Annotated in this window: 18 protein-coding genes; 7 read left to right on the forward strand and 11 right to left on the reverse strand. The window is 63.7% G+C overall.

Annotated elements, in window-relative coordinates; all coding sequences use genetic code 11:
• Positions 1–119: 119 nt before the first annotated feature.
• Genes THIVI_RS21930 through THIVI_RS26220 form a run of 3 tightly spaced genes read right to left on the reverse strand, consistent with a single transcriptional unit; the run spans position 120 to position 5,483 of the window.
• The gene (locus THIVI_RS21930) at positions 120–5,042 is read right to left on the reverse strand and encodes a glycosyltransferase (protein WP_014780701.1); all 4,923 of its coding nucleotides are present in this window, start codon (positions 5,040–5,042) and stop codon (positions 120–122) included.
• Positions 5,043–5,092: 50 nt separating this feature from the next.
• Positions 5,093–5,371 (reverse strand): helix-turn-helix domain-containing protein, encoded by a 279-nt coding sequence (locus THIVI_RS21935; RefSeq protein WP_014780702.1) that lies wholly within the window; start codon positions 5,369–5,371, stop codon positions 5,093–5,095.
• Positions 5,361–5,483 carry a hypothetical protein gene (locus THIVI_RS26220; protein WP_342610352.1) on the reverse strand — a complete coding sequence of 41 codons (123 nt, stop codon included), beginning with the start codon at positions 5,481–5,483 and terminating at the stop codon, positions 5,361–5,363. Before THIVI_RS26220 ends, THIVI_RS21935 begins: the two co-directional genes overlap by 11 nt.
• 469 nt (positions 5,484–5,952) lie before the next feature.
• Between THIVI_RS26220 and THIVI_RS26225 the strand changes: the two genes are divergently transcribed.
• From THIVI_RS26225 to THIVI_RS21955, 4 genes are all read left to right on the forward strand, one after another.
• On the forward strand, positions 5,953–6,117 hold the full coding sequence (locus tag THIVI_RS26225) for a hypothetical protein (protein WP_342610353.1): 165 nt from the start codon (positions 5,953–5,955) through the stop codon (positions 6,115–6,117).
• On the forward strand, positions 6,104–6,319 hold the full coding sequence (locus tag THIVI_RS26230; RefSeq protein WP_014780704.1) for a hypothetical protein: 216 nt from the start codon (positions 6,104–6,106) through the stop codon (positions 6,317–6,319). The genes THIVI_RS26225 and THIVI_RS26230 overlap by 14 nt, the downstream gene beginning before the upstream one ends.
• Before the next feature lie 114 nt (positions 6,320–6,433).
• Positions 6,434–9,058 carry a Stf0 family sulfotransferase gene (locus THIVI_RS21950; RefSeq protein ID WP_014780705.1) on the forward strand — a complete coding sequence of 875 codons (2,625 nt, stop codon included), beginning with the start codon at positions 6,434–6,436 and terminating at the stop codon, positions 9,056–9,058.
• Between the two features lie 220 nt (positions 9,059–9,278).
• Entirely contained in the window at positions 9,279–10,226 is a 948-nt protein-coding gene (locus tag THIVI_RS21955) for a tetratricopeptide repeat protein (protein WP_014780706.1), read from the forward strand.
• On the opposite strand, the gene THIVI_RS23145 is transcribed toward THIVI_RS21955, so the two are convergent.
• From THIVI_RS23145 to THIVI_RS24175, 8 genes are all read right to left on the reverse strand, one after another.
• Positions 10,191–13,934 (reverse strand): SUMF1/EgtB/PvdO family nonheme iron enzyme, encoded by a 3,744-nt coding sequence (locus tag THIVI_RS23145; RefSeq protein ID WP_014780707.1) that lies wholly within the window; start codon positions 13,932–13,934, stop codon positions 10,191–10,193. The two genes, THIVI_RS21955 and THIVI_RS23145, sit on opposite strands and share 36 nt — an antisense overlap.
• A gap of 145 nt (positions 13,935–14,079) precedes the next feature.
• A complete protein-coding gene (gene hflD / locus THIVI_RS21965) occupies positions 14,080–14,709 on the reverse strand; it encodes a high frequency lysogenization protein HflD (protein ID WP_014780708.1) in 630 nt (209 codons plus the stop codon).
• 99 nt (positions 14,710–14,808) lie between these two features.
• On the reverse strand, positions 14,809–15,939 hold the full coding sequence (mnmA, locus tag THIVI_RS21970) for a tRNA 2-thiouridine(34) synthase MnmA (protein WP_014780709.1): 1,131 nt from the start codon (positions 15,937–15,939) through the stop codon (positions 14,809–14,811).
• 676 nt (positions 15,940–16,615) lie between these two features.
• Complete coding sequence (gene bchO / locus THIVI_RS21975; RefSeq protein WP_052315146.1) at positions 16,616–17,503, reverse strand: alpha/beta fold hydrolase BchO; 888 nt, start codon at positions 17,501–17,503, stop codon at positions 16,616–16,618.
• 93 nt (positions 17,504–17,596) lie between these two features.
• A complete protein-coding gene (gene amrA, locus THIVI_RS21980; protein WP_014780712.1) occupies positions 17,597–18,268 on the reverse strand; it encodes an AmmeMemoRadiSam system protein A in 672 nt (223 codons plus the stop codon).
• Entirely contained in the window at positions 18,246–19,031 is a 786-nt protein-coding gene (amrB, locus tag THIVI_RS21985; protein ID WP_014780713.1) for an AmmeMemoRadiSam system protein B, read from the reverse strand. The genes amrA and amrB overlap by 23 nt, the downstream gene beginning before the upstream one ends.
• Positions 19,032–19,214: 183 nt before the next feature.
• Entirely contained in the window at positions 19,215–20,393 is a 1,179-nt protein-coding gene (locus THIVI_RS21990; RefSeq protein WP_014780714.1) for a M48 family metalloprotease, read from the reverse strand.
• Entirely contained in the window at positions 20,368–20,838 is a 471-nt protein-coding gene (locus tag THIVI_RS24175; protein WP_014780715.1) for a hypothetical protein, read from the reverse strand. Before THIVI_RS24175 ends, THIVI_RS21990 begins: the two co-directional genes overlap by 26 nt.
• Positions 20,839–21,141: 303 nt before the next feature.
• On the opposite strand from THIVI_RS24175, the gene THIVI_RS22000 reads away from it, so the two are divergent.
• The 3 genes from THIVI_RS22000 to THIVI_RS22010 all read left to right on the forward strand — a co-directional run bounded on the left by THIVI_RS22000 (position 21,142) and on the right by THIVI_RS22010 (position 23,672).
• A complete protein-coding gene (locus THIVI_RS22000) occupies positions 21,142–23,040 on the forward strand; it encodes a transglycosylase SLT domain-containing protein (RefSeq protein ID WP_157174544.1) in 1,899 nt (632 codons plus the stop codon).
• Between the two features lie 100 nt (positions 23,041–23,140).
• Complete coding sequence (locus THIVI_RS22005) at positions 23,141–23,359, forward strand: hypothetical protein (protein WP_014780717.1); 219 nt, start codon at positions 23,141–23,143, stop codon at positions 23,357–23,359.
• Positions 23,346–23,672, forward strand: coding sequence for a type II toxin-antitoxin system PemK/MazF family toxin (locus THIVI_RS22010; RefSeq protein WP_014780718.1), 327 nt, complete (start codon positions 23,346–23,348; stop codon positions 23,670–23,672). The genes THIVI_RS22005 and THIVI_RS22010 overlap by 14 nt, the downstream gene beginning before the upstream one ends.
• Positions 23,673–23,861 lie beyond the last annotated feature (189 nt).

Raw genomic sequence — 23,861 nt, forward strand, 5'->3', positions numbered from 1 at the left:
CGATCGTTTCGAGTGACCGCCGACGCTTTTCCGCTGACAGACCCCGGTCGTCGGCGGCGGCGGCGCGAGAATTCGGTGTCGTCCATCCTGGCCGTCCATGTGCGACGGACATCGCAGTCTTACGTCAAGGCGTCCGACCATGGATCGAGCGCGTCCTCCAGGATCCAGCCGGATTGTACCCAACGTTTGAGTTCGGCACCCTCCCGGCGCGCGCCATCCGGGTCGTTCAGGCGTGCCCGCAGGGCGTCGATCCAGGCCTCCGGCCGGTTCGTCAGGCGCTCGACCGGGGCATTCCGGTAGGGTTCGATATCCGTGCAAACAACTGGAATCCCCAGGATTCCGTACTCTAAAAGTTTGATATTGCTCTTGCAACGATTGAAGTCATGCAAGGCCAGGGGCGCGATCGCGAGATCGAGTCCGAGTCGCGCCAGCGCCGCCGGATAGCGCGCAAATTCGACCATCGGCAACGCGACCGCCGCAAAGGCTTTCAGGATCTCCGGACACATGCCCAGGAAACACCAGTCGACCTCTCCCGCCAGTGCCTCGACCACGGACGCCAGCCATTCCAGATCGCCGGCGTGTTGGGCGGCTCCCGCCCAGCCGATACGCGGTTTGCCGCGCCCCGGCGCGGACGGCGTCGCGCCGACCAGGTCGAGCCAGCGCGTTCCCGCCAGTCGGTTGGGGACGACGCGCAGGTCGCCGTGGCGCGTGGCATAGGCATCCGCGAGCGCCTGACTGCTGAGCAGGAGACGGTCGCAGCATTCCAGGGCAGAGTTTAGGCGGCGTTCAAGATCCGGGTAGTTCGATTTCCGAAAGGGGTTCCAGCTCGGCAGGTCGGTGATCAGGTCATCGAGCGAAAAAATCAGGCGGACGTGGTTGTACTGACGATAGAGCGCGAGCGCGTGCAGGTGTTGATCGTGCAGCGCATTGTGCAGGAGCAGGATGTGCGGCGCGAGCCGTTCCAACTCGACGACGTTCGGCGCGCGCGCCGACTTGTGTTCCGGCAGGAGGGCGGTACAGGCCAGCTTCCGGTCATGCAGTGCTTGCAGCGGATCGATCGCCCGGTAGTGGCCGCTGCCCGTCCGATCGCCCGGCAGTCCCAGGATGCGCGGTGCAGTGCAGATCGCGGGATCCCAGGCCCGCCCGATCTGGACTTCGGGTTCGCAGCCGACGTCGCGCAGGCTCAGGTTTGGGTTATAGGCCGGATCGTTCGCCAGGCGCGGTAGCCATTGCGCATACAGCCGCGCGACCTCCGCGGCCACTTTCAGATCGCGGAGCTTGACGCGGCGATAACGGTGAAAACTTCCTTCGTCGACTTCGACGACCGTCGCATACGGCGTCCAGACGATCCGGTCGCCCTGCTCGGTTAACCGCAGACCCAGGTCCAGCAGGTACCAGGCTATCGGGTAATCCTGGTCGTTGAAGCCGCCCACCCGCTCGAAGGCGGGCTTCCAGAGCGCGAACAGGTGATCCGAGACGCTGACGCAGTTCTGCATGCAGAGATTGCGGTCCAGATAGCCGCGCTCGCCGAGCGTCTGACCGCGATGCAACTGGCCGGTCGCGCCGAGCGGCCAGAATCCCGCCAGGGGATACCCTTGCAGGATGTTACCGGCTTCATCCAGGATGCAGGGGCCGGCCAGGGCCACGTCCGGACGCGCGATCAGGCTCAGCAGCGCGGACAGACCGTGCTGTTGACGAATCCGGATACCATCGTGGCTCACCAGGATCCGTTGCGATCCGGCGAGCCGGATGGCGCGATTCAGCGACTGCGCGACATTGTCCCCCGATGCGGCCCGCAGGGTGCGGATCGGAATGTCGGTGACGGCGGTTTTCACTCGGCTGCCGCTCGCCCCCTTGCGCTGAAAATCCAGCACGATGACCTCGAAGTGATCGAGCACCGAACGAATGTTGTCGATCAGTTGACCGACCGCGACGCCATCGCCCCGCGTGACCGCGATCAGACTGATCAGGGGTTCCCGTGGGTGTGGATAGTCCACCCAATAGATCCCCGCCGTTGGGGTCTTGCAAACCCGTCCGCGCATCCGATTGCGCGCGAGATGGGCGGCAATGACCTTTTCGAGTTCGCCGGGATGGCGTTCCTCGTCCAGTTCCAGCAGGCCGCCGCGATCGGCGCGGTGATAGAGGACATGTGGAAGATGTCCGACCGCCGTCTCGCCAAACCGATCGATGACCTTGAAACAGAGATCGTAGAGCGCCGCCGACGCATAGGGCGCCAGTCCGCCGCAGTCGAGGAAGGCTTCCCGGGCAATCAGACAGAGATCGCCGAGATAGTCCTTGCAGCGCAGCAGATCCAGATTGATGTCGGGCTTGAAGCGCGGCCGATAGCGGCGACCGTCCTCGGCCACGAAATCTTCGTCGGTGTAGATGAACTTCCAGTCCCGTCTGGCGGCGAGGTATCCCCGCAGAATCGCGAACGTCGAGGGATGGAGTTCGTCCCCCGCCGTCAACCAGCCGATCCAGGCTGCGCCTTGTTGGGCCAGCCAGCGATTGACGATGCGCGCGGGCTGCGCGGTGCGTTCGAGCTTGATCCAGACGCACTGGGCCGATTCCGCGAGCGTCAGTTCCGGCGGATCGCAGACACTGACCACCAGGACGCGCACCCCGGTCGCGCGACCGGCGGACACCGAACGCAGGGTCGTAGCGATGGCGTCGGGATGGCGCTCGCGCTCGAACACCACCAGATCAAGGCCGAGATCCAGACCGAGGTTCTCGACTGGCGCGACACCGACACAAGGTGCCGCGGCCTGTCCCAAGGTTTCCAGCCATTGCCGATCACGCGGCGGTCCATAGGTCTTGAGGAATTGCCCCCAGGCCGGCTCGACCGCCGCCAGCAGGGCCGCCGACATCTCGATGGGTTCTTGGGCAAACTCCGTCTCTGCCGGATCGCCGTCGCCAAGCATGCCGCGTACAGGCGGCACTTCGTCGAGCGGCCCGCCAGCGAGCAGGGACGTATAGAGTTCGGCGTATTCCCGTACATTCGCGGCGAGCGATTTGATGGCCAGGCCACGCAAGCCCGACCGCACCCGACGCAGCCGCTCCGGATCGGCAACCAGTTCGTCGATGCGTGTCGCCAACGCTTGCGCGCTGACCTCCTCGACCAGAAATCCGCTTTCTCCCTCCCGAATCCGCTCCACGATGGCCCCGACCGCGAAGGCGATGACCGGAATTCCCAGCGACTGAAGCTCCGTGATCGTCAGACAATAGGTTTCCTCGTAGACCGATGGCACCAGCGCTAGATCCACCCCGGCCGCGCGCTGGCGAAGTTGGGCGAGCCGATAGACGCCGGTGCGCTGGACGCCCGCCGCGTCGAGCGATCCGGCGTAACACTCCTCGGCGCCCCCGAACTGCCAGATTTCGATCATGCGTCGACTTGCGAGATGTTGGAGGGCGTCCAGCAGCATGTCGGCGCCCTTGCGGCGGGAGAGATTGGCGAACACGCCGAGCCGGAATCGCCCGCCCCTGGGCGTCTCCCTGACCTTGCCGAGATCCGCGATGCCATGCGGTATCGCCCGTACTTTGGACGCCAGTTCGGAACCATAGGCCGCCTCGAACTTGGCCTTGACATACCCGGACGGAGAAATCAGGACATCGGCGTGGCGAAAGACCTCCAGGAGTTTGTCGCGGCGCGCGGCAAGATAGTCGCGCAGGTTCTCCTCGCGATCCCCGGCGTCCGAGTGATGGGCGAGACAGCGCAGACAATCGGGGGCGTCCGCGCGGGCAAACGCCTTGCCGCAAGGCATCCCTTCCGGCTGCAGCAGGTCGAAGATCGGGCAAAACAAATAATAGTCATGCAGCGATAGCACGACCGCCGCCCCGAGCCGTTTCGCGATGATCGGCAGTTCCAGCGTTCCCCAGTCCAGCAGATGCTGAAAATGCACCAGCGCGACTCGTCCGCCCGCCATCAGACGCGCGAAACTGGCCTCGACGACCGGCTGACGCAGCGAGGCGACATGGCCGAAGAGGCGCGGCGTGCCGACGATATTGGCCCGCCGATATTCCAGCACCCGGAACCATTCGCGATCCTCGACACACTGAAGATCGCGATAGGCGTTGTCGACCTCGCCCGGAAACAGGACCGTGGTCCGGAACGCGTCCGCGGTTCCCTCGACGACACTGCGCGAATGCAGCTCCGTGCCGCCCAGCGCGCGATACGAATGCAAGACCTGCAAGACATGGGGCGCCGTGTCGCCCCGCGCGCGCTGCAACGCCGTCGCGATCCGTTCCTGGACATCGCGCAGCGGATTCGTTTGGCAGAAACGTTGAACGAGTCGATTGTAGAAGGGCCAGCGCGCCAGCAGAATGGATGCGTTGCGGCGTTTCACCGTCTCCATCCCCGTCACCGCGCCAAAGCTTTGCTCGCCTTCGTGATACACAAAGGTGTCGTCGCAGCAGGCGATCTCGTAGCCGGCTTCCCAGGCACGCAGCGAATAGTCGCACTCCTCGCCGTAGCCGCGATGATAGGCCGCATGTAAAAAACCGAGTTGTTTAAGCGCCGCGAGTCGAATCAGCATGCAGAAACCGACCGCCACCGGCAGGCGCGGATAGCGGCGGGCCGAACAACGCGCGACGAGTTCCCCGAACCGGTCAATGCTCATCCCGTCCGGAATGGGATTTTCCTCGTTCATGACGGGGACCGATAGGATCGTGGCATGATTCGAGAGGGGACAGACCAGCGCGATCTTCGGATGGCTGGCGGCGCAGGCGAGCAGTTTGTCGACCCAGCCGGCGGTGACGACCGTATCGGAATTGAGCACGATGACATCGCTTGTTGCAGACCGGAGCCCCCGGTTGACATTGCCGACAAAGCCAAGATTCTCGTCGGAGCGCGTCACCGAAAATTGCGCATGGGTCTGTTCCGTCTCATCGAGCCAGTTCAGCAACCCTAGATCGGTGCTGGCGTCGTCGAGGATGCGGACGGCACAGTCGGGCGGCGTCAGCGCGAGAACGCTCTCCACGCAGCGCCGGACTTGATCGGCGCCATTGAAGACGGGAATGAGGATTTCGCAGCGGGGCGTTGACATGTCAATCTCGGTGTCTGATCACTGACGTATCCGCTCCGCTGTCTTTCTCGTCAACCCAACTCGCGCAGGACTTCGGGATGGCGCTCAGCGACCCGGAAGAGCGTTCGCGCCGCCCCGCTGGGGTGCCGCCGCCCCTGCTCCCACTCCTGTAGGGTTCGCACCGACACCCCCAGCAGTTCGGCAAAGCGCGCTTGCGATAATCCCGTGCGCTGGCGGGCCGCCAGAGCAGGCGGGTAGACCACCGTCCCTTGTCCGGCCTTCATCTGGCGAATCGAAGTCAGGAGTTTCGCGCCTAATTCCTCGCCTGTCATCACGTTCTCATCGTTCATCGTCCAGGGTCTCCCGAATAGACTTGAGGATCGGCGCGGGTATGTTGCCGCGCACCGCTTTGGCGTAGATCACCAGCAAATAGATCACCCGCGCCCCGCCGCGCTTGCCCATTCCGGCACGTGTCCAGCGGACCTTGCGGCATCCGCCACTACCGGGGATGACATCGCCGCTGCGCGGATGCTCGGTCAGCTAGGCGCAGAATTCACCGCGCTCGTCCTCCGACCAAATCGAGCGGGCATCGTCCGTGAACAGCGGTGTTTCGATGATCGTGTACATTTGAACAGGATACGTCTAAGACGTACTATTGACAAGCCAAAAACCGCTCGCCACGCCATCCTCCGATCGATCATCCCGGAATCTTGTGCGGTTCACATCGTTCAGGGGCGCCGTTGACCTTGACGACCGACTTGGGACACGGGATCGTGTCATCCCGCCACCCGGAGCGCCCCCCGCATGTCCCCGATTTGCTCGGCCCCAAGAACGACGATGTCTTCACGCGCGTGTTCGGCGAAGCGCCGGACCTGTTGGTGGTGCTGATCAGCGCAACGCTGCGGGTGATCGCTACAATATCGAGATCCAGGTGTGCCGCTATGGCGCCTGGGGATCGCAAGCGCTGTACTATCCGGCCCGACTGCTGAGTCAGCAATTGGGTCTGGGCGGAGACTACGCGCATCTGCGCGCGTCGGTCGGCGTGGGTGACCTTTTTCGAGCATTGGCGGGAGGAACGAACCATGTCCAGCATTGAACATGCCCCGATCCAGGCAGCACTGAATCGAGTGCGTCAGTTGAGCGCCGACGAGGAAGCTCGGCGGATGGCCTTCGTGCGCGAACGGGCACAGCGCGATGAGGTCTCCTTTCTCAGCGAGGCGCGCGAGGAGGGGCGTGAGGAAGGTCGACAGGAAGCGGCCCAGGCCACCGCTCGCGACCTCTACAGATCGGCATGCTGACCGATGTCCAGATCGCGCAGGCCACGAGGCTGAGCGTGGCGCAAGTCGAGGCGCTGAGCCCGGCCGACTGAGCGGGCAACGGTCTTGCGGGGTCTTGTAGCAAAGGAAATCACAATGCAAGTCAACGAAACAACACGCCCCGATTGGTGGCCGCAACGATTGGAGGCGATTGCGCGCCTCAGCGGCTGGGCGGAAGGTCGGGAACCGCCGGAATGGCCGATGGAAGTCTTTCTGGAAGTGAGCAACCTGTGCGATCTGAAATGCGCCATGTGCCCCACGTTTTCCGCGCTCAACCCCAGTCGACTCTATTCCATCAAGGAACAGGAACGCGGCTTTCTCGATCTCGCGACTCTAAGAAGCCGGCTCGATGACGTCCTGAAACGTGCGATTAGAGTCCATTGTTATGGCTACGGGGAACCGACCATCCACCCCGGCTTTGTCGATCTGCTCGACGATATCGGGGAATATCGGGTGCTCATCGACTTTTTTACCAATGGCATGCATCTCGACGCGGCGCTTTGCGAGCAATTGGTTGCCCGCAAGGTCTTTAGCGTCACGGTCAGTTTTTCGGGCAGCGATCGCGAGTCCTACGAAAATATCTATCTCGGCGGTCGCTTCCAGACCGTGCTGGATGGCTTGCGGCGGCTGCGCGACGCGAAACTGGCGAGCGAGAGTCTCTATCCGCGGATCGAGATCAATTCGATCGCCTTCGATCATCAGGTGCGCGGCTTGCCGGAATTCGTCGATCTCATGGCGGATGCCGGTGTCGCCGTGATTTACCTCAAGACGTTGCAGACCTTCGGCAATATCCGGGAACTGCAAGGGCATCGGTCGGTGCTGCGGCCCTGGGTGGAAGGCGCGTTTCTCCAGGAGGCGCGGGCGCGGGCAAGCGCGCGTGGCCTGATCCTGTCGACCGAACAGTATCGCCAGACCGAGGTCTCCGACGAAGCCGCCTGGCGGAGCGCGCGCGGCGATACGTCCGCGACGGTGCCCTTGAACCTGATTGGCGAAACCGCGCGGCATGCCACTCCGGTTCGCCCCCCGCCGGAGCATGTGTCCAGCGTTCAAGTCGATGCGATGCGGCTGACGCCTGACGCGCTGCGCGATGCTTTCGCGCTGGAGGACTACGCTGGCGCAACGCCCTTTTATTGTCTCGAACCCTTTCAGACGCTCTACGTCCGGCGTAGCGGCAATGTCAAACCCTGCTGCTTTGCCGACGACAGCGGTCCGGCGCTGGGAAACCTCACCGAGACCGACGCGGCCAGTGTCTGGAACGGCCTGCCGTGGCGGACGCTGCGCGAGTCGATCCTGGCGCAGCGTTACCCGCGGACCTTGTGCGGACACTGTCTGAAAGAGCAATACGGACCGCGTCAACAGGCGATCCCGGAACATCTGGAGCAGTATCGGACCTGGCTTCAGCAGGTCTGGGGCGATGTTCCGCCACGAGACCTTCCCAGCCAAACCCTCTCCAACCAGGAACTCGCGCAGCGCTGGCTGGACGCACGGCGCCTGGCGCGACAGCGAACCCGGCTGCTCGACGAGGTACGCCGGCTGACTCCGTTTGGCGTGCCGCAAACCCTGCTGGAAGGTCATCTAGATGGTCTGCGCGGGGAGGAACTTCACGGCTGGCTCTACGCGCCGGACTCCCCCGAGGTACGCCTGTCGGTGACGATTCATCTCGATGGCCAACCCTGGAAAACCCTGCTGGCGGATCGTTTCCGCGACGATCTCCGGCTGGCCGGCAAGGGCGATGGCGCCTATGGTTTCGCGATCAGGCTTGCCGATGGTCCGCCCCGCCGTCTGCTCGAAGTCCGTCTGACCGAAACCGACTGGCTGCTCGGCCGGATTGAATTCGTCAGCGACGACGCGACTGATCTGGCGCAAATGTTTCGGCCCGACGCAACCGCTCCGCAATCGCCACGCACCGATCCGGCCCTTTTTCCGCTCGAATACAGCCCCGGCATTCACGAACAGGAAATCTTCCGTTATTTCGCGCAGCATTCCGCCGGACGCCCTCAACCGGCACCACCCCGGCCCGAGGACTTGCCGGACACCGTGCTGGTCATCGCCTTCGCCAACCGCAGCGGCTCGAATCTGCTCGCCGAGACCCTGGCCGCGACCGGATTGGTCGAACGCGCGCACGAACGTTTCAATTTCGATCTTCTGAGCGAGACCTGCCAGCGCGAAGGCATCGCCGATCTGGCCGGCTATCTCGGCTATCTTCAGCGCGCCGGGTCGGACGGTCGGGTATTGGCGGTCAAACTGGACTGGAGCCAGCTTTTTTTCCTGACCCGCGTCGGCGTTATTCCGCACTATTGGCCACGGGTACGTTTCGTTTGGAGCCTGCGCAACGATCTGCTGGCCCAGGCCATGTCGCATCTGGTCGCCGAACGCACGGGCTGCTGGTCCGGTCCCTATCCCGAGGCGGTCCTGGGAACCTTTCTGGACGCATTGCAACCCGCCGATCTGGCTCGAAAAGTCGAGGAGATCACCTTCGCTCACCGGCAGTTGATGAGCTATTTTGCGTTGTATGGGATCGAGCCGGCCATCGTCGATTACGACGATCTGGCCGCGGATCCCGAGCAGACCGCCCGGCGGGTGCTGACGGAACTCCAACTGCTTCCCCCGAACGGGCGCTGGCGCTTCGATCCGCACCAGATCGCGGTGCGGCGACAGCGCACCGCTGGGATGGAGCGCGCCCTGGCGCGTTTGAAACACGCGATTCGCGCGCATCGATGAGGTGGGTCACTGCCATTAAGTTAAGCCGTTCATGGTTCGATAAACTCACCACGAACGGCTTAACTTAATGGCAGTGATGAGGCGGGTTTAAACCGGGCCGCTCCGAGCCGGCCGGTGCGGAGCGAGTACGGGACAGACCTGGCGTCTGGCTGACGGCATGCCGGACACGTATGCCTTGCTATACTCTAAATCCACATCAACCATGGTTCGGGAAATCAAGATGAGACGAGATCCGTCCCGCCGCTTGCCCCTGTCGATTGCCTGGCTCGTCCTGCCCGTGCTCCTGGCTCTGGTTGGCTGCGTCGCCACCGCCCCGACAGACGAGACCCTGTCCGGTCCGCTGCCGATCGCACCCGGACAGGGGGTTGACGATTTCGTCCTGGTCGATTGTCTCCTGCCTGGCCAGATTCGCCAGCTTGGCAGTCGCATGACCTATCTGGCGCCGCGCCGCTCGGTCAAAACCACCAAGACCGATTGCGGCATCCGGGGCGGCGAATTCGTCCTCTTCGACCGCTCCGATTACGCCAGCGCGCGTCAGGCGCTGACGCCCAAGGCGCAGGGCGGGGATCCGGTCGCGCAGACCTATCTGGGCGAGATATACGAAAAGGGTCTGGGATTGCCCGGGCCAGACTATGCCAGCGCGGCGAGTTGGTATCGCAAGGCGGCGGAGCAGAATCACGGTCCGGCGCAGACCAATCTTGGCTCGCTGTACGAGCGGGGTCTGGGGGTCACGCAGGATCAGGCCCAGGCGCTGGACTGGTATCGTCGGGCGCTGGGATTGACGGAGGATCGACTGATCTTCGAATCCACGCTGAAGGCCCAGCAGGCGGCGTTCAAGCGCGAGATCGCCGTGCGCAATCAGATCGCCGCCGGACTGCGTCAGCAGCTACGCAAGGCGTCAGCCACCAAGCCCCGTCAGTCAGCGGCCACTGCGAGCCCGGCAACCCTGCAACGTCAGGCGGTCAGCCAGCGTCTGGATGCCGAGAGCGAGGCCGCGCGGATCGGCAAGGAACTCAATGCCGTCAAGCAGCTCAAGCAGAGCGCAGCCAGTCGCGGGGGCAAATCCGGCGACTCCGGGAAGTCCGCGCAACTGGGCAAATTGGAGCTGACGCGGAACGAGCAGTACCGCGCCTTACTGGATACCTCCAGACTGCTTGCCCAGCAGTAAACCGCTGTTGCCCGCGGGCAGTCTCGCCTTGGGCGAGCTGTCCCGCGCGATCCGAAAACCGACGAAACTGTAGCGCGATTCGGGGAAATTGCGATTGCGATACGCGGAACGCACCGTGCTTGGACCGCTCTCCCAGGCGCCGCCTCTCAGAGCGCGCGGATCGTTCGAGTCGCTGGCGGCGCAGACCTGTTCGCTTCCGGTGTAGTCGGCGTCGTACTCCGAGCAGGTCCACTCCCAGAGGTTGCCGAGCATGTCCTTCAGGCCCCAGGGGTTGGGCTCGAAGCTCCCGATCGGCGCGACCCATTCCTGCTTGTCGTCGCAGGGAAAGCCATCCGCCCAGCCATGGCCCGCGTCGGCGGAATTCGCATAGCGGCAGGCATGATCGTCGAGTGCATCGCCCCAATAGCGCGTGGTCGTGGAGCCGGCGCGTGCCGCGTACTCCCATTCCGCCTCGGTGGGGAGACGAAAGTCGCCGCCCGTTTCCCGGTTCAGCCAACCGAGGTAGGCCTGCGCGTCGTTCCAACTCACGCAGCTGACCGGATCCTGGTCGCGCGTCGCTTGATATCGGTTCGGCTTCTGCCAATTGGCCCAGGACCGATAGCCCCAGGCATCGGCTTTGTCGTCCTGATCCAGGGTCCAGCAGCCATCCAGTCCGCCCACGTCCCGTTGCGCATCGGTGCGATAGCCGGTCGCTTCGGCGAAGCGTTTGAATTCCTTGACCGAGACCTCGAATTGCCCGAGTTCGAAGGTGTTCACGCAGACCTGATGCGGGCGCTCGTCGTCCTCGCGCCCGGTTTCCGTGGCGGGGCTGCCCATCTGAAAACAGCCGCCGTCGATGACGCGCGTCTTAGGGATCCAGGTGCGATCCTTCCGCACGTCCTTGGTCAAGTTCGCCAGCCTCGGATGATCCGGCACCATGGCGTGCAATTGCTCCAGGGCATGCTCGGCTTCATCGATTTGATAGCGTTTCAATAAGGTTTCGACCTTGTTCGCCAGCAGATCACCGAGTTTCAGGATGCGCTCCTGGGTTGGCGCATGGTTGGCATCCAACTTGAGCGCCTCGGCGTAGCAGTCGAAGGCCGCGTGGGCGTTCTCGACCGGCAGGTCGGCGAGCGGGAACTTCAGGTCGCAGTCCCGCAGGATGTCAGCGAGTTGTTCCTCCGTTTGCCGCCGTGCGGCGATGCGGTCGCGCAGCGCCAAGAGCGCCGCGTTGTCGGGCGAGAGGGCCAGGCCCTGCTCGATCAGGGCAAGGCTGGCGGCATCATCGCGTTGTTCAAATTGGGTGTTGGCCTGCTTCAGGAAGGCGGCGACCTGTTGTTCGCGTTCCCGCTCCTGGGCCGTCAGCATCTCGTTGCGCAAGGATTGAAAGGATTTGTTCAAATTTTCCAGCCTGGAATGATCGGGAGCGATCGCCTGCAATTGTTTTAGGGCGTTGCCGGCCTCATCGAGCTGGCGGCGTTTCAAGGAGGACTCGGCCCGGTTCGCAAGTCGATCCGCGATTTTCCCGATCCGCTCCCGGGCCGGCGCATGGGCGGCATCCAGCTTGAACGCCTCGGCGTAGCAGTCGAAGGCCGCGTGGGCGTTCTCGACCGGCAGGTCGGCGAGCGGGAACTTCAGATCGCAATCCCGCAGGATTTCCGCGAGTTGTCCCTCTGTTCGCCGTCGTGCATCGATGCGATCGCGCAATGCTAGCAACTCCGCGTTGTCGGGCGAGAGGGCCAGGCCCTGCTCGATCAGGGCAAGGCTGGCGACATCATCGCGTTGTTCAAATTGGGTATTGGCCTGCTTCAGAAAGTCGGCGACCTGTTGTTCGCGTTCCCGCTCTTGGGCGGCGAGGATTTCGTCCCGCAACGTCTTTAATCTTCGATGATCGGGATCGAGTCGCAAACCCTCGTCGATCGCGGCGAGACCGCGCGCGAATTCGCCTTGCGCGCGCAGTGCTTGCGCCTGCTCGAACAGCTCGGCGATCCGCTGTTCCAGTTGCCGTTGCGATTGCTGGCGCACCGATGCGCGCAGATCCAGGAGCTGACTGTCGTTCGGGGCCGCTTCCAGCGCGCGTTCGATGACCTCCGAGGCGCGTTCCGGCGTACCGGCGGCGAGGAAGTCGCCGGCCTGCCGCAGCGCCGCCTGAACGGCCGCCTGCCGCTCGCTGGCCAGCCGCGCACCTGTCTGCACCTCGGTCAGTCCGCGGTGTCCCGGCAGGAGCGCGAGCCCTTCCCGCGCCAGGGTCATGGCGTCTTCGTGGCGACCGGCGTCAAGGCTTGCCTGAGCGCGCGCGCGCAGGGCATCGGCCTGCTGCCGCGTCCTCTCTTCGAGACGCCGCTGAAGTTCGGCGCGCAGATCGAGCAGTCCGGGGTGGGCGGGGATGCGTTGTAATCCGGATGCGACCCGTGCCAGGCTCTCGTCCAGCCGATTCTCGCGCAGCAGCTCGTGCGCCTGCGCAAGCTGTCGCTCGACCTCCTGCCGGTTCTGGATCAACCCTTGCAGGGCGGCGAGACGGGCATCGTCCGGCGCGCTGGCGAGCCCGAGCCTGACAATCTCCAGGCTCTGTTCGTATTGCGCTTTCTGGACATGCTCGATGGCCAGTTTTTCGTATTGAATCGCCGTTTGCGCGCGATTCGGCGGGGCGGGCGGGAGTTGCTCGGTACCGATCGAACCGGGCGGTTCCGGCGGCGGACGGCGCGCGAGATAGAGGCCAATTCCCGCAACCAGCACGACGACCAGCAGCAGCGTCATGAGCCGAACGCCCTGGCGTTCGGACAGCGGCCGTCCCTGGGTGCCGCTGTCGACAGGCTGGGTCGTGTCGGTGCTCGCGGACGCGGTTTGGGTGCCGCTGTCCGCTGGGGGGCGAACGCTGGCGCCGCGCGCGACGAGTTGGGTCGCGTCATCGTCCAGCGACGTGGCCAAGGTTCCGTTCGCGAAGTCCTCCAAGGCGCGAATGAGCTGACCGGCGCTGGCGTACCGGTCTTCCGGCTGCTTGGCGATCATCCGGTCGAGGATGGGTTGATAGGGGGCCAGCGACTCGGGCAGGCGGGGGATGGGTTCGGTGCAGTGCTGCATGGCGAGACTGACGACATCTTCCGCCCGATAGGGCAGTTGCTGCGTCAGCATCTCGTAGAACACCACACCCAGGCTGTACAGGTCGGTGCGCGGATCGAGCGGTCGACCGGTACTCTGCTCCGGGCTCATATAGCGCGGGCTGCCGATGATCATCCCGAAGCGGGTCAACTGCATCGACTCGGCGTTGCGCTGCTCGGTGCGCGCGATCCCGAAATCCGTCAGAACCGGGGTGCCATCGGCGCGAAACAGGATATTCTGCGGCTTGACATCCCGATGGATGACGCCTTTCGCATGGGCGACCGCGAGTGCCTCGGCGATCTGTTTGACGATCCTCAGGGTGCGGGCGACCGGAATTCCTTTCTTGATCTCGTCCGCCAGCGATCCTCCCTGGAGATACTCCATCGAGAAATAGTGATAGCCGTCGGTCGAGTCGAAATCATAGATGGTGACGATCTGGGGGTGCTGGAGCTGCGCAATGATCTGGCCTTCCTTGATGAAGCGGGAGGTGAAGTCGTCTCCCGCCATGGCGATGGGCTTCATCACCTTCAGCGCCACGGAGCGCGTCAGCCGATCCTGTCGGGCCAGATAGACGGTCGCCATCCCGCCGCTGCCCAGCTCGCGAATAATCGTGTACCCAGGGATCTTCACGGCGGGGCGGGTTCCTGCGGAGGTGTGGCGTGACGGATCAAGTGCAGACTACCGCATCCTAGCCATGGCGTCGCCGGGGAGCAACCGCGCCACCATGGGCGCCGCCAATGCCGGTTTGCCAGTCGCAACCATCCGCGCGACATGCTCAGGCGTGCGCATGGGCGCCGAGATAACTTCTGGCGTCGTCCAGAAGCCGCCGGTTGCCGAAGAGGATCCGCCAGCGGGAGCCGCCGACCTGTCGCCACAGCCTTGCGGCGCGCACGCCGGCAAGAAGCAGGGCGCGGATCCGGTTCTGGTTGTCCGGATTGCTCAGATGCGAGGATTCGCCGCGAATGACGATTCGCGGCTCCAGTTGGCTCAAGGCCTCGCTGTAGAGATCGGCGAAGTGGGCGAGCAGATTGGGATGGAGCAGGGCAAGATGTTCGCGTTTCAAGGATGCCGCCTCGATACCTTCGCCAATGCGCGTTAACAGATCGGGGCGTCCCGCGAGCGTGCGCTCCAGCCTCATTAGGAGCACGACATAGCGAGTCAGTTCCAGATTGCGCTCGGGGACGCCGGTCAAGGAGGAGACGATCAGACGCGCGCCATTCGCGACCGCGCCCGGTTCGCCAAACACGGCATCCACGTTCTCCGCGTCGATCTGGAACAGGCTGTGAATGCAGGGCTCCATGGAAGCGGTGTCGGTGGTTCCCTTTCGGGCGATCTGGATCACGCAATGAACGGCCTGATAGATGCCGGCAAGGGCGATGACTCGGTCCAGATTGTCGTGGGGCATAGGTTAGGAATCTCTAGGGTAATGATTGAGCCGATCGGCATTTGCATCCGAGGGCATCGTAAAATCGGAGTGTAAACCGCATGGCGCTTGAAGCGCGGGCTACTGACCCGAAGCGCTCCATCCCTGGTCGATAACGGCTCCCCCCAAACACACGCCATCGCGATAAAAAACGATCGACTGTCCGGGCGTCACCGCGCGCTGCGGCTCCAGGAAACGCACCTGACAGCCGAGATCGTCGGCGTTCAGCACCTCGCACGCCTGCAGTGGCTGGCGATGGCGCAGACGGGCCTGGCAACGCAAGGGCAGATCCGGCGCGCGTCCGGCGATCCAATGCGGAGGCAGACCGCTCAGCCCCCGTGACATCAGTCGTGGGTGATGACTGTCCTGGACCAGGATCAACCGATTCCGTTCCGCATCCTTCGCGGCGACGTACCAGGGCGCCTCGCGCCCGCTGGTCACGCCGCCGACGCCAAGTCCCTGACGCTGGCCGATCGTATAGTAGGCGAGCCCCTGATGCTCGCCCAAAATGACGCCCTCAAGCGTTTCGATCGGTCCCGGTTCGCGCGGCAGATATTGGGCCAGGAAGTCCCGAAAGCGCCGCTCGCCGATGAAACAGATGCCGGTGCTATCCTTTTTTTCGGCATTCGCGAGTCCGATCGCGCGGGCGATGGTCCGGACCTCAATCTTGGTTAGGTCATGCAGCGGGAACAGACTGCGGGCCAGTTGCGCCTGATCGAGCAGATGCAGGAAATAGGTTTGGTCCTTCTCGCCATCCTGGCAGAGCGCGAGATGACTGCCCCGGTCGTCGTGCGTGACCCGTGCATAGTGACCGGTCGCGATGGCATCGGCGCCCAGCCCGAGCGCGTGATCCAGAAAGGCCGCGAACTTGATTTCCCGGTTGCACAGGACATCCGGGTTCGGTGTCCGCATGGCCCGGTACTCGCTCAGGAATTCGGCGAAGACCCGATCCCAGTATTCGGTGGCGAAGTTCACCGTATGCAGCCGGATGCCGAGCCGTTCGGCGACGGTGCGTGCGTCGGCCAGATCCTGCGCCGCCGCGCAGTAGCCGGCGCGGTCGTCTTCCTCCCAATTTTTCATGAAGAGCGCCTCGACCTCATGGCCCTGTTCGAGCAGGCGATGGGCGGCGACGGCCGAGTCGACGCCGCCCGACAGGCCGACAATGACGCGCTTGTGCGATCCGGTCGAGGGATCGGAGCCCATGACTGTCATCAGGCGCTTGCCTCGTTGCGGATGTCGGTCGGGCCGCCGTTGCCGAGGATGTGCAGTCTGTCGGAAATCCGTGATATTTTCATAAAAATAATTGACATTAATATAATAATACTCTAATAAATTAACGCATGGCTTGCATCAAGCCTTACGACTCGGAAGCAAACGCTGGCGACCGTTGTTGCCGCACTTGATTTCGAACTCAAGACATCTTTAATCGGGAGCTTTGTGATGAAATACGCAGCGATTCTGAAGGAATTGACCGGTAGCGAGCTTATCTCGATCGCGGTCGTTGTCGTTCTACCCTTGATGATGATCTACACCCTGCTGTTTTGAAACGACGCATGCCCTGTCGTTGATCCGCGGCACACTTGCGGCGTCTGACTTCCTGGCCGCAGTGTGCCTTGCTGCTCGATTTTACCCGATCTCTTCATCCTGTCTCGTGCTCGGCCGCGTTGGCGACAACTCTCAGTGTGGCTTGACGTTCGCCATTCCCTGAAGCCGTTCGTGGTGAGTCCATGAAGCCGTTCGTGGTGAGTCCATGAAGCCGTTCGTGGTGAGGCCCTCGAACCACGAACGGCTTCACGCTCCGAGTCCGAGGATGTTCCGTTCGTCCCATTTCAGCGCGTCTTACTGACAGGTTTCGTCTTCGACAAGCCCGCCATGAACGACCGGAACGCTACCGCGCGGACAACGTCAGCCGATCAGCGATGCCGTGCACGACCGCCGCGACTTTCGCGGGCTGCTCCTCATGGGCCAGATGCCCGAGAGCGGGCAGCGTGAGTAATTCGGCACCCGGCAGACGTTCGCGCACCCGCTGCGCTTCGCGCGGAGAGACCGTCAGATCCCCCTCGGCCACCACCAGGTATAACGGCGTTTGCAGATGCGGCAGACCCTGTTCGATCAGCGCGAGATCCCAGTTGGCCATCATGGACAGCGTGGCCCGGATGTGCGAGGGATGGCGTATCAGGCGTTGATAGAAATCGACGCCGTTCGGGGAAAGTGCCGAGCCGGTACTCGCGACCAGACGCTCGATTTCCTTGCGGTTACCTGCTCGCCAGGCGAAAACTCGCGATACCAGCGCGTTACCGGCGAGCAGCTTTGCCACGGGCGAGAAAACATGCGCCGGCAGACCTCGCCAAGGCATGAGCGCGCCATTCAGACTGATGATGCCACTTGGCGCGAGACGGCCTTCCAGACAGAGTTGGATCAAAATCGCCGCCCCCGCCGAATGCCCGAGCACAAGCGCTGGCGATACCCCGAGCGCCTCGATCAGCGCGCCGATCGCCGCGGCCATGCCAGGCAGCGACATGCGTTCGTAGGGGGGCGATGCCGTGAATCCGTGACCGGGGAGATCGGGCGCGATGACCGTGAAGCGCTCGGCCAGAATCGGCGCAAAATCGCGCCAGGAATGGGTCGCGGCACCTGTGCCATGAAGCAGCAGAAGCACTGGACCCTCGCCCATCTTCTGGACATGCCAGCGCAGACCGCCTGCCGACAGAAAACGACTTGACGCCCGATTGGGCCAATCATGGCCATCGTGCTCCCAATTGGGTTTGTCATCCATGGTCTTCATCGCCCCGCGATCATCGTGAGCGTTACCATCGTTCTCTTCTCCCTCATAAGCCATTCCCAGGTTGGATGATATACGCGAAGGAGCTTAGGCGATTTTCGGGAAAGAGTTCATGGATTTCCCATTATCATGACCCCTTCGACTCGCGCCCCCGAAAGATTCGGTGGTGTAGCGGAAGACCCGCAAGGTTTCGGACCAATACCCGGGGGGCAGCCCGGCCTTGAGCTTGAGATGTTCCAGGAAGGACGCGGGATCCGGCAACTGTTCCCACACGGACGGGAGGAAAGTTCCGCGCCGTCCCTGGTCCGTGAGAATGAGTCCGTCAACCCCTGGACGGATAAGGCCGAGCAGATCGGCCTGGGAGGCGAACTCCAGCGGTTCCGGTGGGGCGAGGATGGAGATTTTGATCGTCAGCCGGGGGAATTCGTCCGGGCGCAGCCGCGGGAAGCGAGGATCCTGGAAAGCGGCGGCGAAGGCGTTGTGGGCGACATCTTCCACCAAAGGGCGAAAAGCGTCCAGGACGCCGATGCAGCCGCGCAGCGCGCCGTCGAACTCAAGGGTGACGAAGGTGGCGCGGGTCGCCCGCAGCGGCTCGGGGTAGTCGGCGGGATCCAAATCCAGCGGCATCCCGCGTTCCAGGCCGTTGGCGATGGAGCGCGCAGCCACCTCCAGCAGGATTCTGCGTTGCTGGTCCAGGGCGATGTCGAGTGGCTCGGCGTCGCTGGTCGGCTTGGACTCAGTGAAAGACATAAGCGCCATACCCCACGACCTGATCGCGCGATCCGGCGGTATCGCCCGAATTGCGCAGATCCAGCGTCCGCGCCTGCATGCCGCGCCGTTTCGCCACCGTCAGGAGCCCATTGACCGGGGTGCGGCCGCAGGCCTGATCGTAACCGATGTCGTCCGGACGCAGCGACTCGATGGCGGCGGACGTGGCGGCATCCAGGCGGCGCGCGGAGCGGTCGTCATGATAGTGGCTCAGGTCGGAGCTGATGACGATGAGCGTCTCGGGGCCGCCCCAGAGCAGTTCCAGCACCTCGGCCACCGATTCGGGGCTGGCGTCGCCGACCACGAAGGGCGCCAGGCTGAAATCCACCAACACCCGCTGGAGAAAGGGAAGTTGAACCTCCAGGCTGTGTTCCAGCGCGTGTGCCTCGTCCATGGATCGGACCTGGGGCAGGGCGAGCGCCTGATTGATCGCCACCCGGTCCAATGGCACCGCACCCAGCGGGGTGTCGAACCAATCGGCGCTACTCGTCGCCAGACCGCGAAACGGAACCCGGTGGCTTGGTCCCATCAGGATGACGCGGGTGACGCTTTCGCGTGCCGGTGCCAGCGTGGCGTAAGCGCTCGCGGCGATCGGGCCGGAGTAGATATAGCCGGCATGCGGGACGATCACGGCCTTGGGCGGCGGGGTGCGCGGCTGAGCGTTGGCCAGGAAACCGTCCAGCATCCGCGTCAGTTCACGCGGGTCTCCGGGGTAGAAGCGGTCGGCCACCGCGGGTTGTCGGACGAGTGACATGGGTTGTCCCTCCTGCGAATTCAGTGTTCTGTCAAGACGCTATTCACATCATGGATCCTTGGAATAACTTTAAGTATTGCTCATTTTTGGGCGCGGGCAGGCCGCCTGCGCCCCCAAGCCGGCAGGACCGCTAAGGCCAGGGGCGTTCGCGGCACCGATTGGAGAATGCGCTGAATTGCACCGTCAGGGCTGACGGCAGGATGATGGTAAGGCATTGGGTTTCAATCCCGCTCCAGCCTGGCACTCCCAGATGATCGCGCCCTCATTGTCGCTGGGCACCAACAGCATCTCGCCGACCGGCAGGGCGATACTCAGAACCATGTTCTCGCCGTTGAGCGACAGGTCGCTGCCGTTGGGCAGGGTCGTCGCCAGGCCGACCGATTCCAACGAATCAGGGACGCTTCGTTGCTGCTCATAGTGGCTGGCCAGAGCATCCCGGATCGGGGAGCTGTCCTGCCAGGCCGCACTCGTTTGGACACGGGTCAGGTAGTCCTGATACGCAGGGATGGCGATTGCCGCGAGGATGCCGATCATCGCCACCATGATCAGGAGACCGCTGGCGCCAGCGCCGGTATTCGGCACCAGGAGCGCCAGCGGCCATGCTAGCGGATGGCGCGAAGGCATCGCCGTTTCTGGCTGCAAGATGGCTTGCGCTCGTTTGCAGAGCCAGGGGTAGCCATTGATCAATTCGTGGAAAGACATCCAGAACTCTCGCGTGCGCGCGGTCTGTGCGGAAAAGCCCGCGAGATGCAGGTCGCGCCAGCGCTCGGAGCCGGCGGCCAGTGCGCCAAGGGCGCGGGCGGCCTGTTCTGGCGAGCCGCAACAAGCGGCGCCGTGGCGATCGCAGGTGTATTCCCGCGCACGCGAATAGGCGGCGCCCAGCAGTGGCAGCCAGAGGACCGGGGCGCGCCATTTCCAGCCGGTCAGATGTTTGCGGCGGATATGGCCCAATTCATGGCCGATGTAGAAATTGACGCCGTCGGGATGCTGCGCCATGGCATCGACCGTGCTGGACAGCAGGACGACGAAGTCTCGGCCAAGGAACCGGGTTGCGAACGCATTGAGCATGCCCTCTCCCTGTAGCAGATAGGCTTCAGGACGCTCTTTCATGTCCAGACGGGTACAGCACGTCTCGTAGCTAGCGTACAGATCCGGCAACTGTTCAGCCGACAGCCGCACCCCATTGCCCTTGATCCAGGAGATGAAGGCCGACTGCGCGAACAGGTAGCCGATGAACAACAGCAGTACGTAAATCAGCGCGATGCCGATGGTTCCGACGACGATGATCGCCCAGGCCAGCAGACCCAGGACCAGCGTGATACGCGACAGAGTGATTTCACGCGGATAAATAAACGTATCCAATGTGGTGGCTCCTGATGGTTGGAGGTGAATGAATCGGTCGATGTATTCTCAAGCGCGCATGATGACATGGATCGATTTTCTGGAAATCGACGATTGATGAGTGGTTCCCCAGGATGGGGGACAATTGTACGGAACCTTGGGCGAACTGATTGAGCAGCTTGCGGCAACCCGCGGCATCCTCGATCCACTCGATCCCCGCCTCGACGGGGACGGCGGCGCTTTGCGCGCGAATCCCTGCGATGGCGGCGGAGATGATCCTGTTCTGCGCGGCGACATCGATCAGCCCTTGCTGTTGCGCAGTCTCGGCCGCCAGACAGACTCCCGCCTGGGCGCCCATCACCGCGCCGCTGGCGGCGCCCATCCCCATGCCGAAGCCAAGCGCCAGAAAGCCCCCGATGGAGCCGCCGATCAATAGGAAAATCAATGCGATAATGGTTGTTTTCATGGAAGTTCTCTCCGTTTTTGGGCAAGGAATTCAGGGGCAAAGACAAGGGGGTTTGCGGGTTGCCGGCGACCGACATAAAAGGCGATGGCTCGGTTTGCTTTATATCAGACTTCCTGGCGTGCATGGTTCGAGCCTTGGATCGCGGCCATGCTCAAAAATAGTCTGGAGGTCAAGGTAAACTGATCTCCTTGCGCATCAATCACTGGTTTCCGCCATTTCACTCTACCGATGACTGCCAACCTCCCTTGCGTTTCTTCTTCCCGGCGTCTTGCCTCCGATGTCTTGCGCCTAGTGCTGGCCAGCATGTTGACGTTGACCGCAATGGCGGCCAGCGCGGACAGTCGGGATGATTTTCTCGCCGCCGAGCAGGCGCTCAAGGATGGCGACCGGGCGCGTTTCGAATCGCTTGTCGAAACGCTGCGCGAGTATCCCCTTTATCCCTATCTGCGCTTCGCCGATCTGACCGGGAACCTGAATGCGGCACCGGACTCCGCGATCGAGGCCTTTCTCGACGCCGATCCGGATTCGCCGCTGGCCGACCGTCTGCGCCTGGCCTATCTGCGCCGGCTCGCCGATGCCGGACGCTGGACCGATTATGCGCGGGTCTATCGGGCGGACGAGTCGGTGGAACGCCGCTGTTTGTATCTGCGTGCGCTGATCGAGTCCGGCCGCGCCGAGGAGGCCATGCCCCAGGTCGAATCGGTCTGGCTGTCGGCGCGCTCGCGGCCGGATGCCTGCGATTCCGTCTTCGCGGCCTGGCGGCAGGCCGGTCATCTGACGCCCGGGTTGACCTGGCGGCGTATCCGGTTGGCGATGGAGTCCGGCGAGACCGGATTGGCCCGTGGGCTTGGGACGCTTCTGCCCGAGGCCGAGCGTCCCTGGCTGGAACGCTGGCTGGACGTGGATCGGGATCCCGCCCGGATGCTGGAGACGGTGGGATTTTCCAGGGAGCATCCGCTGCGCGCGGCGATCCTGGCCCATGGGATTGTCCGGCTGGCGCGGCGCGCGCCGGATGACGCGGCCTTGGCGCTGATGCAGTGGCGCGAGGCGCTGGCGGTCGACCCGGCGGCGCTCGACCGTGCCCATGCCGCGGTGGGTCGCGCGCTCGCGCGCACCGGCGAGCGTCTGGGGCTTGCCTATTGGGACGGTCTGCGGGAGACCGGGGAGAATCTCCCGGAACAGGAGGCGCGTTTGCGCGCCGCCATCGAGCTGATCGCGTGGGACTGGGTGGCCAAGTGGATCGCGCGCATGCCGGACAGCGAGGAGAAACGCGACCGCTGGCTCTACTGGCAGGGACGCGCCGAGGAGCGGCTTGGCCACGCGGCGGCGGCTCAAGCCAGTTTCGAGCAGGCGGCACGCCAACGCGGTTTCTGGGGCTTCATGGCGGCGGACCGGATCGGACAACCCTATCGTCTGGACCATGCGCCGACCCCGGCGGAGCCGGCGCGGATTCGCCGTCTCGTCCTCACGCCGGCGTTTCAGCGGATTCGGGAACTGCATCCATTGGGGCGTGAGACCGATATCCGCCGCGAATGGCGCGCCCTGACCCGGAATCTGGAAGCGCCGGATCTGCTGGCGGCGGCCGTGATCGCCGATGCGCTGCGCTGGCATGATCAGGCCATCTTCACGCTGGCGCGCACCGGTTACTGGGACGACCTACACCTGCGCTTTCCCGTGACCTATCGGGAACTGGTGACCGAGCAGGCCTGGCAGACCGGGATCGATGCCGCCTGGATCTTTGCGGTGATGCGTCAGGAGAGCGTCTTCGCGCGCACGATCGCCTCAAACGCCGGCGCCATCGGGTTGATGCAACTGATGCCCGCAACCGCGGCGGAGGTCGCGGCGGATCTGGACCTGGACGCGCCCTCGCGCTGGTCATTGCTCGACCCCGCTCTGAACATCGCGCTCGGCAGTAGCTATCTGGCACGGATGCGCGATCGCTTCGGGCATGCCGCGCTCGCCACGGCGGCCTATAACGCGGGACCGAGCCGGGTCGCGCGCTGGCTGCCCGAGGACTGCCTCGACGCGGATCTCTGGATCGCCCGGATCCCCTTTGCCGAGACGCGCGCGTATGTGGAGCGCGTCCTGACCTATCGCGTGATCTATGCGGATCGCCTGGGGCTTGCGCCGGTGCGCCTGAGCGAACTGTTGCCACCGGTGCCGGCGGCCGGTTTCTGGCGCGAGGCGCGCCTGGAGCCCTGAACCTCCAATCGTCACCGAACGGCCTCTGGCACCGAGGGACAACAGTCGCTAAAATGCGTTATGCGCATAAGACTTTATGGGGGCCAGGATGCATAAACGCATGACCATCACACTTGACGAAGCGGTCTATGAGGGGCTGTACCGGCGCGTGGGCAAGCGGCGCATGAGCCAGTTCATCGAGGACTTGGTGCGACCGCATGTGCTGGATACCAGTCTGGATGACGGTTATCAGGCCATGGCGGCGGATGCGGTGCGCGAAGCGGAGGCGCAGGAATGGTGTGACGCGCTCGCGCGGGACGTCGCCGATGACGCGCGGTGAGGTGTGGTGGGTCGAGTTCGACCTCTCGGTTGGCAGTGAGATCCGCAAAACGCGCCCAGGGGTGATCGTGAGCAACGATGCGGCAAATCGGCATCTGGCGCGGGTCGTCGTTGTCCCACTAACCAGCCAGACCGGACGCCAGTATCCCAGCGAAGCCTTGGTGACCGTCGCGGGTCAGACCAGCAAAGCCATGGCCGATCAGATCATGGCGGCCGATAAATCGCGGCTGAAAACTCGGCTTGACGTCTTATCCAAGACGGATCTGCTGGCCGTCGAAGACGCGATCAAGCTGCATCTTGGGTTGCCGATGTGAAAGATGAACCGCACAACGCAACACGCCCGGTTTTCCGAGGGCGTTTTGGTCAGGCGTTGGAGCGGTGGTCGATGGGCTTCACGGCCAAGCGGCGTCCGTGCCAAAGGCTATAAAACGGCGTTAGCCTGGCCGGTCGGCCGTCATCCCCGCGCATCTCCGTCCCGGTTTTGTCTCGTTCTCCATACCCTT

The organism is Thiocystis violascens DSM 198 (assembly GCF_000227745.2).
Taxonomy (GTDB): Bacteria; Pseudomonadota; Gammaproteobacteria; order Chromatiales; family Chromatiaceae; genus Chromatium; species Chromatium violascens.

Coding starts and splice junctions, on each gene's coding strand:
- hflD (WP_014780708.1), bottom strand. CDS start 14,709: ATGCCCCACGACAATCTGGACCGAGTCATCGCCCTTGCCGGCATCTAT.
- THIVI_RS24175 (WP_014780715.1), bottom strand. CDS start 20,838: ATGAAAACAACCATTATCGCATTGATTTTCCTATTGATCGGCGGCTCC.
- amrA (WP_014780712.1), bottom strand. CDS start 18,268: ATGGCGCTTATGTCTTTCACTGAGTCCAAGCCGACCAGCGACGCCGAG.
- THIVI_RS21955 (WP_014780706.1), top strand. CDS start 9,279: ATGAGACGAGATCCGTCCCGCCGCTTGCCCCTGTCGATTGCCTGGCTC.
- THIVI_RS26220 (WP_342610352.1), bottom strand. CDS start 5,483: ATGGGCAAGCGCGGCGGGGCGCGGGTGATCTATTTGCTGGTGATCTAC.
- THIVI_RS22005 (WP_014780717.1), top strand. CDS start 23,141: ATGACCATCACACTTGACGAAGCGGTCTATGAGGGGCTGTACCGGCGC.
- THIVI_RS21935 (WP_014780702.1), bottom strand. CDS start 5,371: ATGAACGATGAGAACGTGATGACAGGCGAGGAATTAGGCGCGAAACTC.
- mnmA (WP_014780709.1), bottom strand. CDS start 15,939: ATGACAGTCATGGGCTCCGATCCCTCGACCGGATCGCACAAGCGCGTC.
- bchO (WP_052315146.1), bottom strand. CDS start 17,503: ATGGATGACAAACCCAATTGGGAGCACGATGGCCATGATTGGCCCAAT.
- THIVI_RS26230 (WP_014780704.1), top strand. CDS start 6,104: ATGTCCAGCATTGAACATGCCCCGATCCAGGCAGCACTGAATCGAGTG.
- THIVI_RS22000 (WP_157174544.1), top strand. CDS start 21,142: ATGTTGACGTTGACCGCAATGGCGGCCAGCGCGGACAGTCGGGATGAT.
- THIVI_RS22010 (WP_014780718.1), top strand. CDS start 23,346: ATGACGCGCGGTGAGGTGTGGTGGGTCGAGTTCGACCTCTCGGTTGGC.
- amrB (WP_014780713.1), bottom strand. CDS start 19,031: ATGTCACTCGTCCGACAACCCGCGGTGGCCGACCGCTTCTACCCCGGA.
- THIVI_RS21950 (WP_014780705.1), top strand. CDS start 6,434: ATGCAAGTCAACGAAACAACACGCCCCGATTGGTGGCCGCAACGATTG.
- THIVI_RS21930 (WP_014780701.1), bottom strand. CDS start 5,042: ATGTCAACGCCCCGCTGCGAAATCCTCATTCCCGTCTTCAATGGCGCC.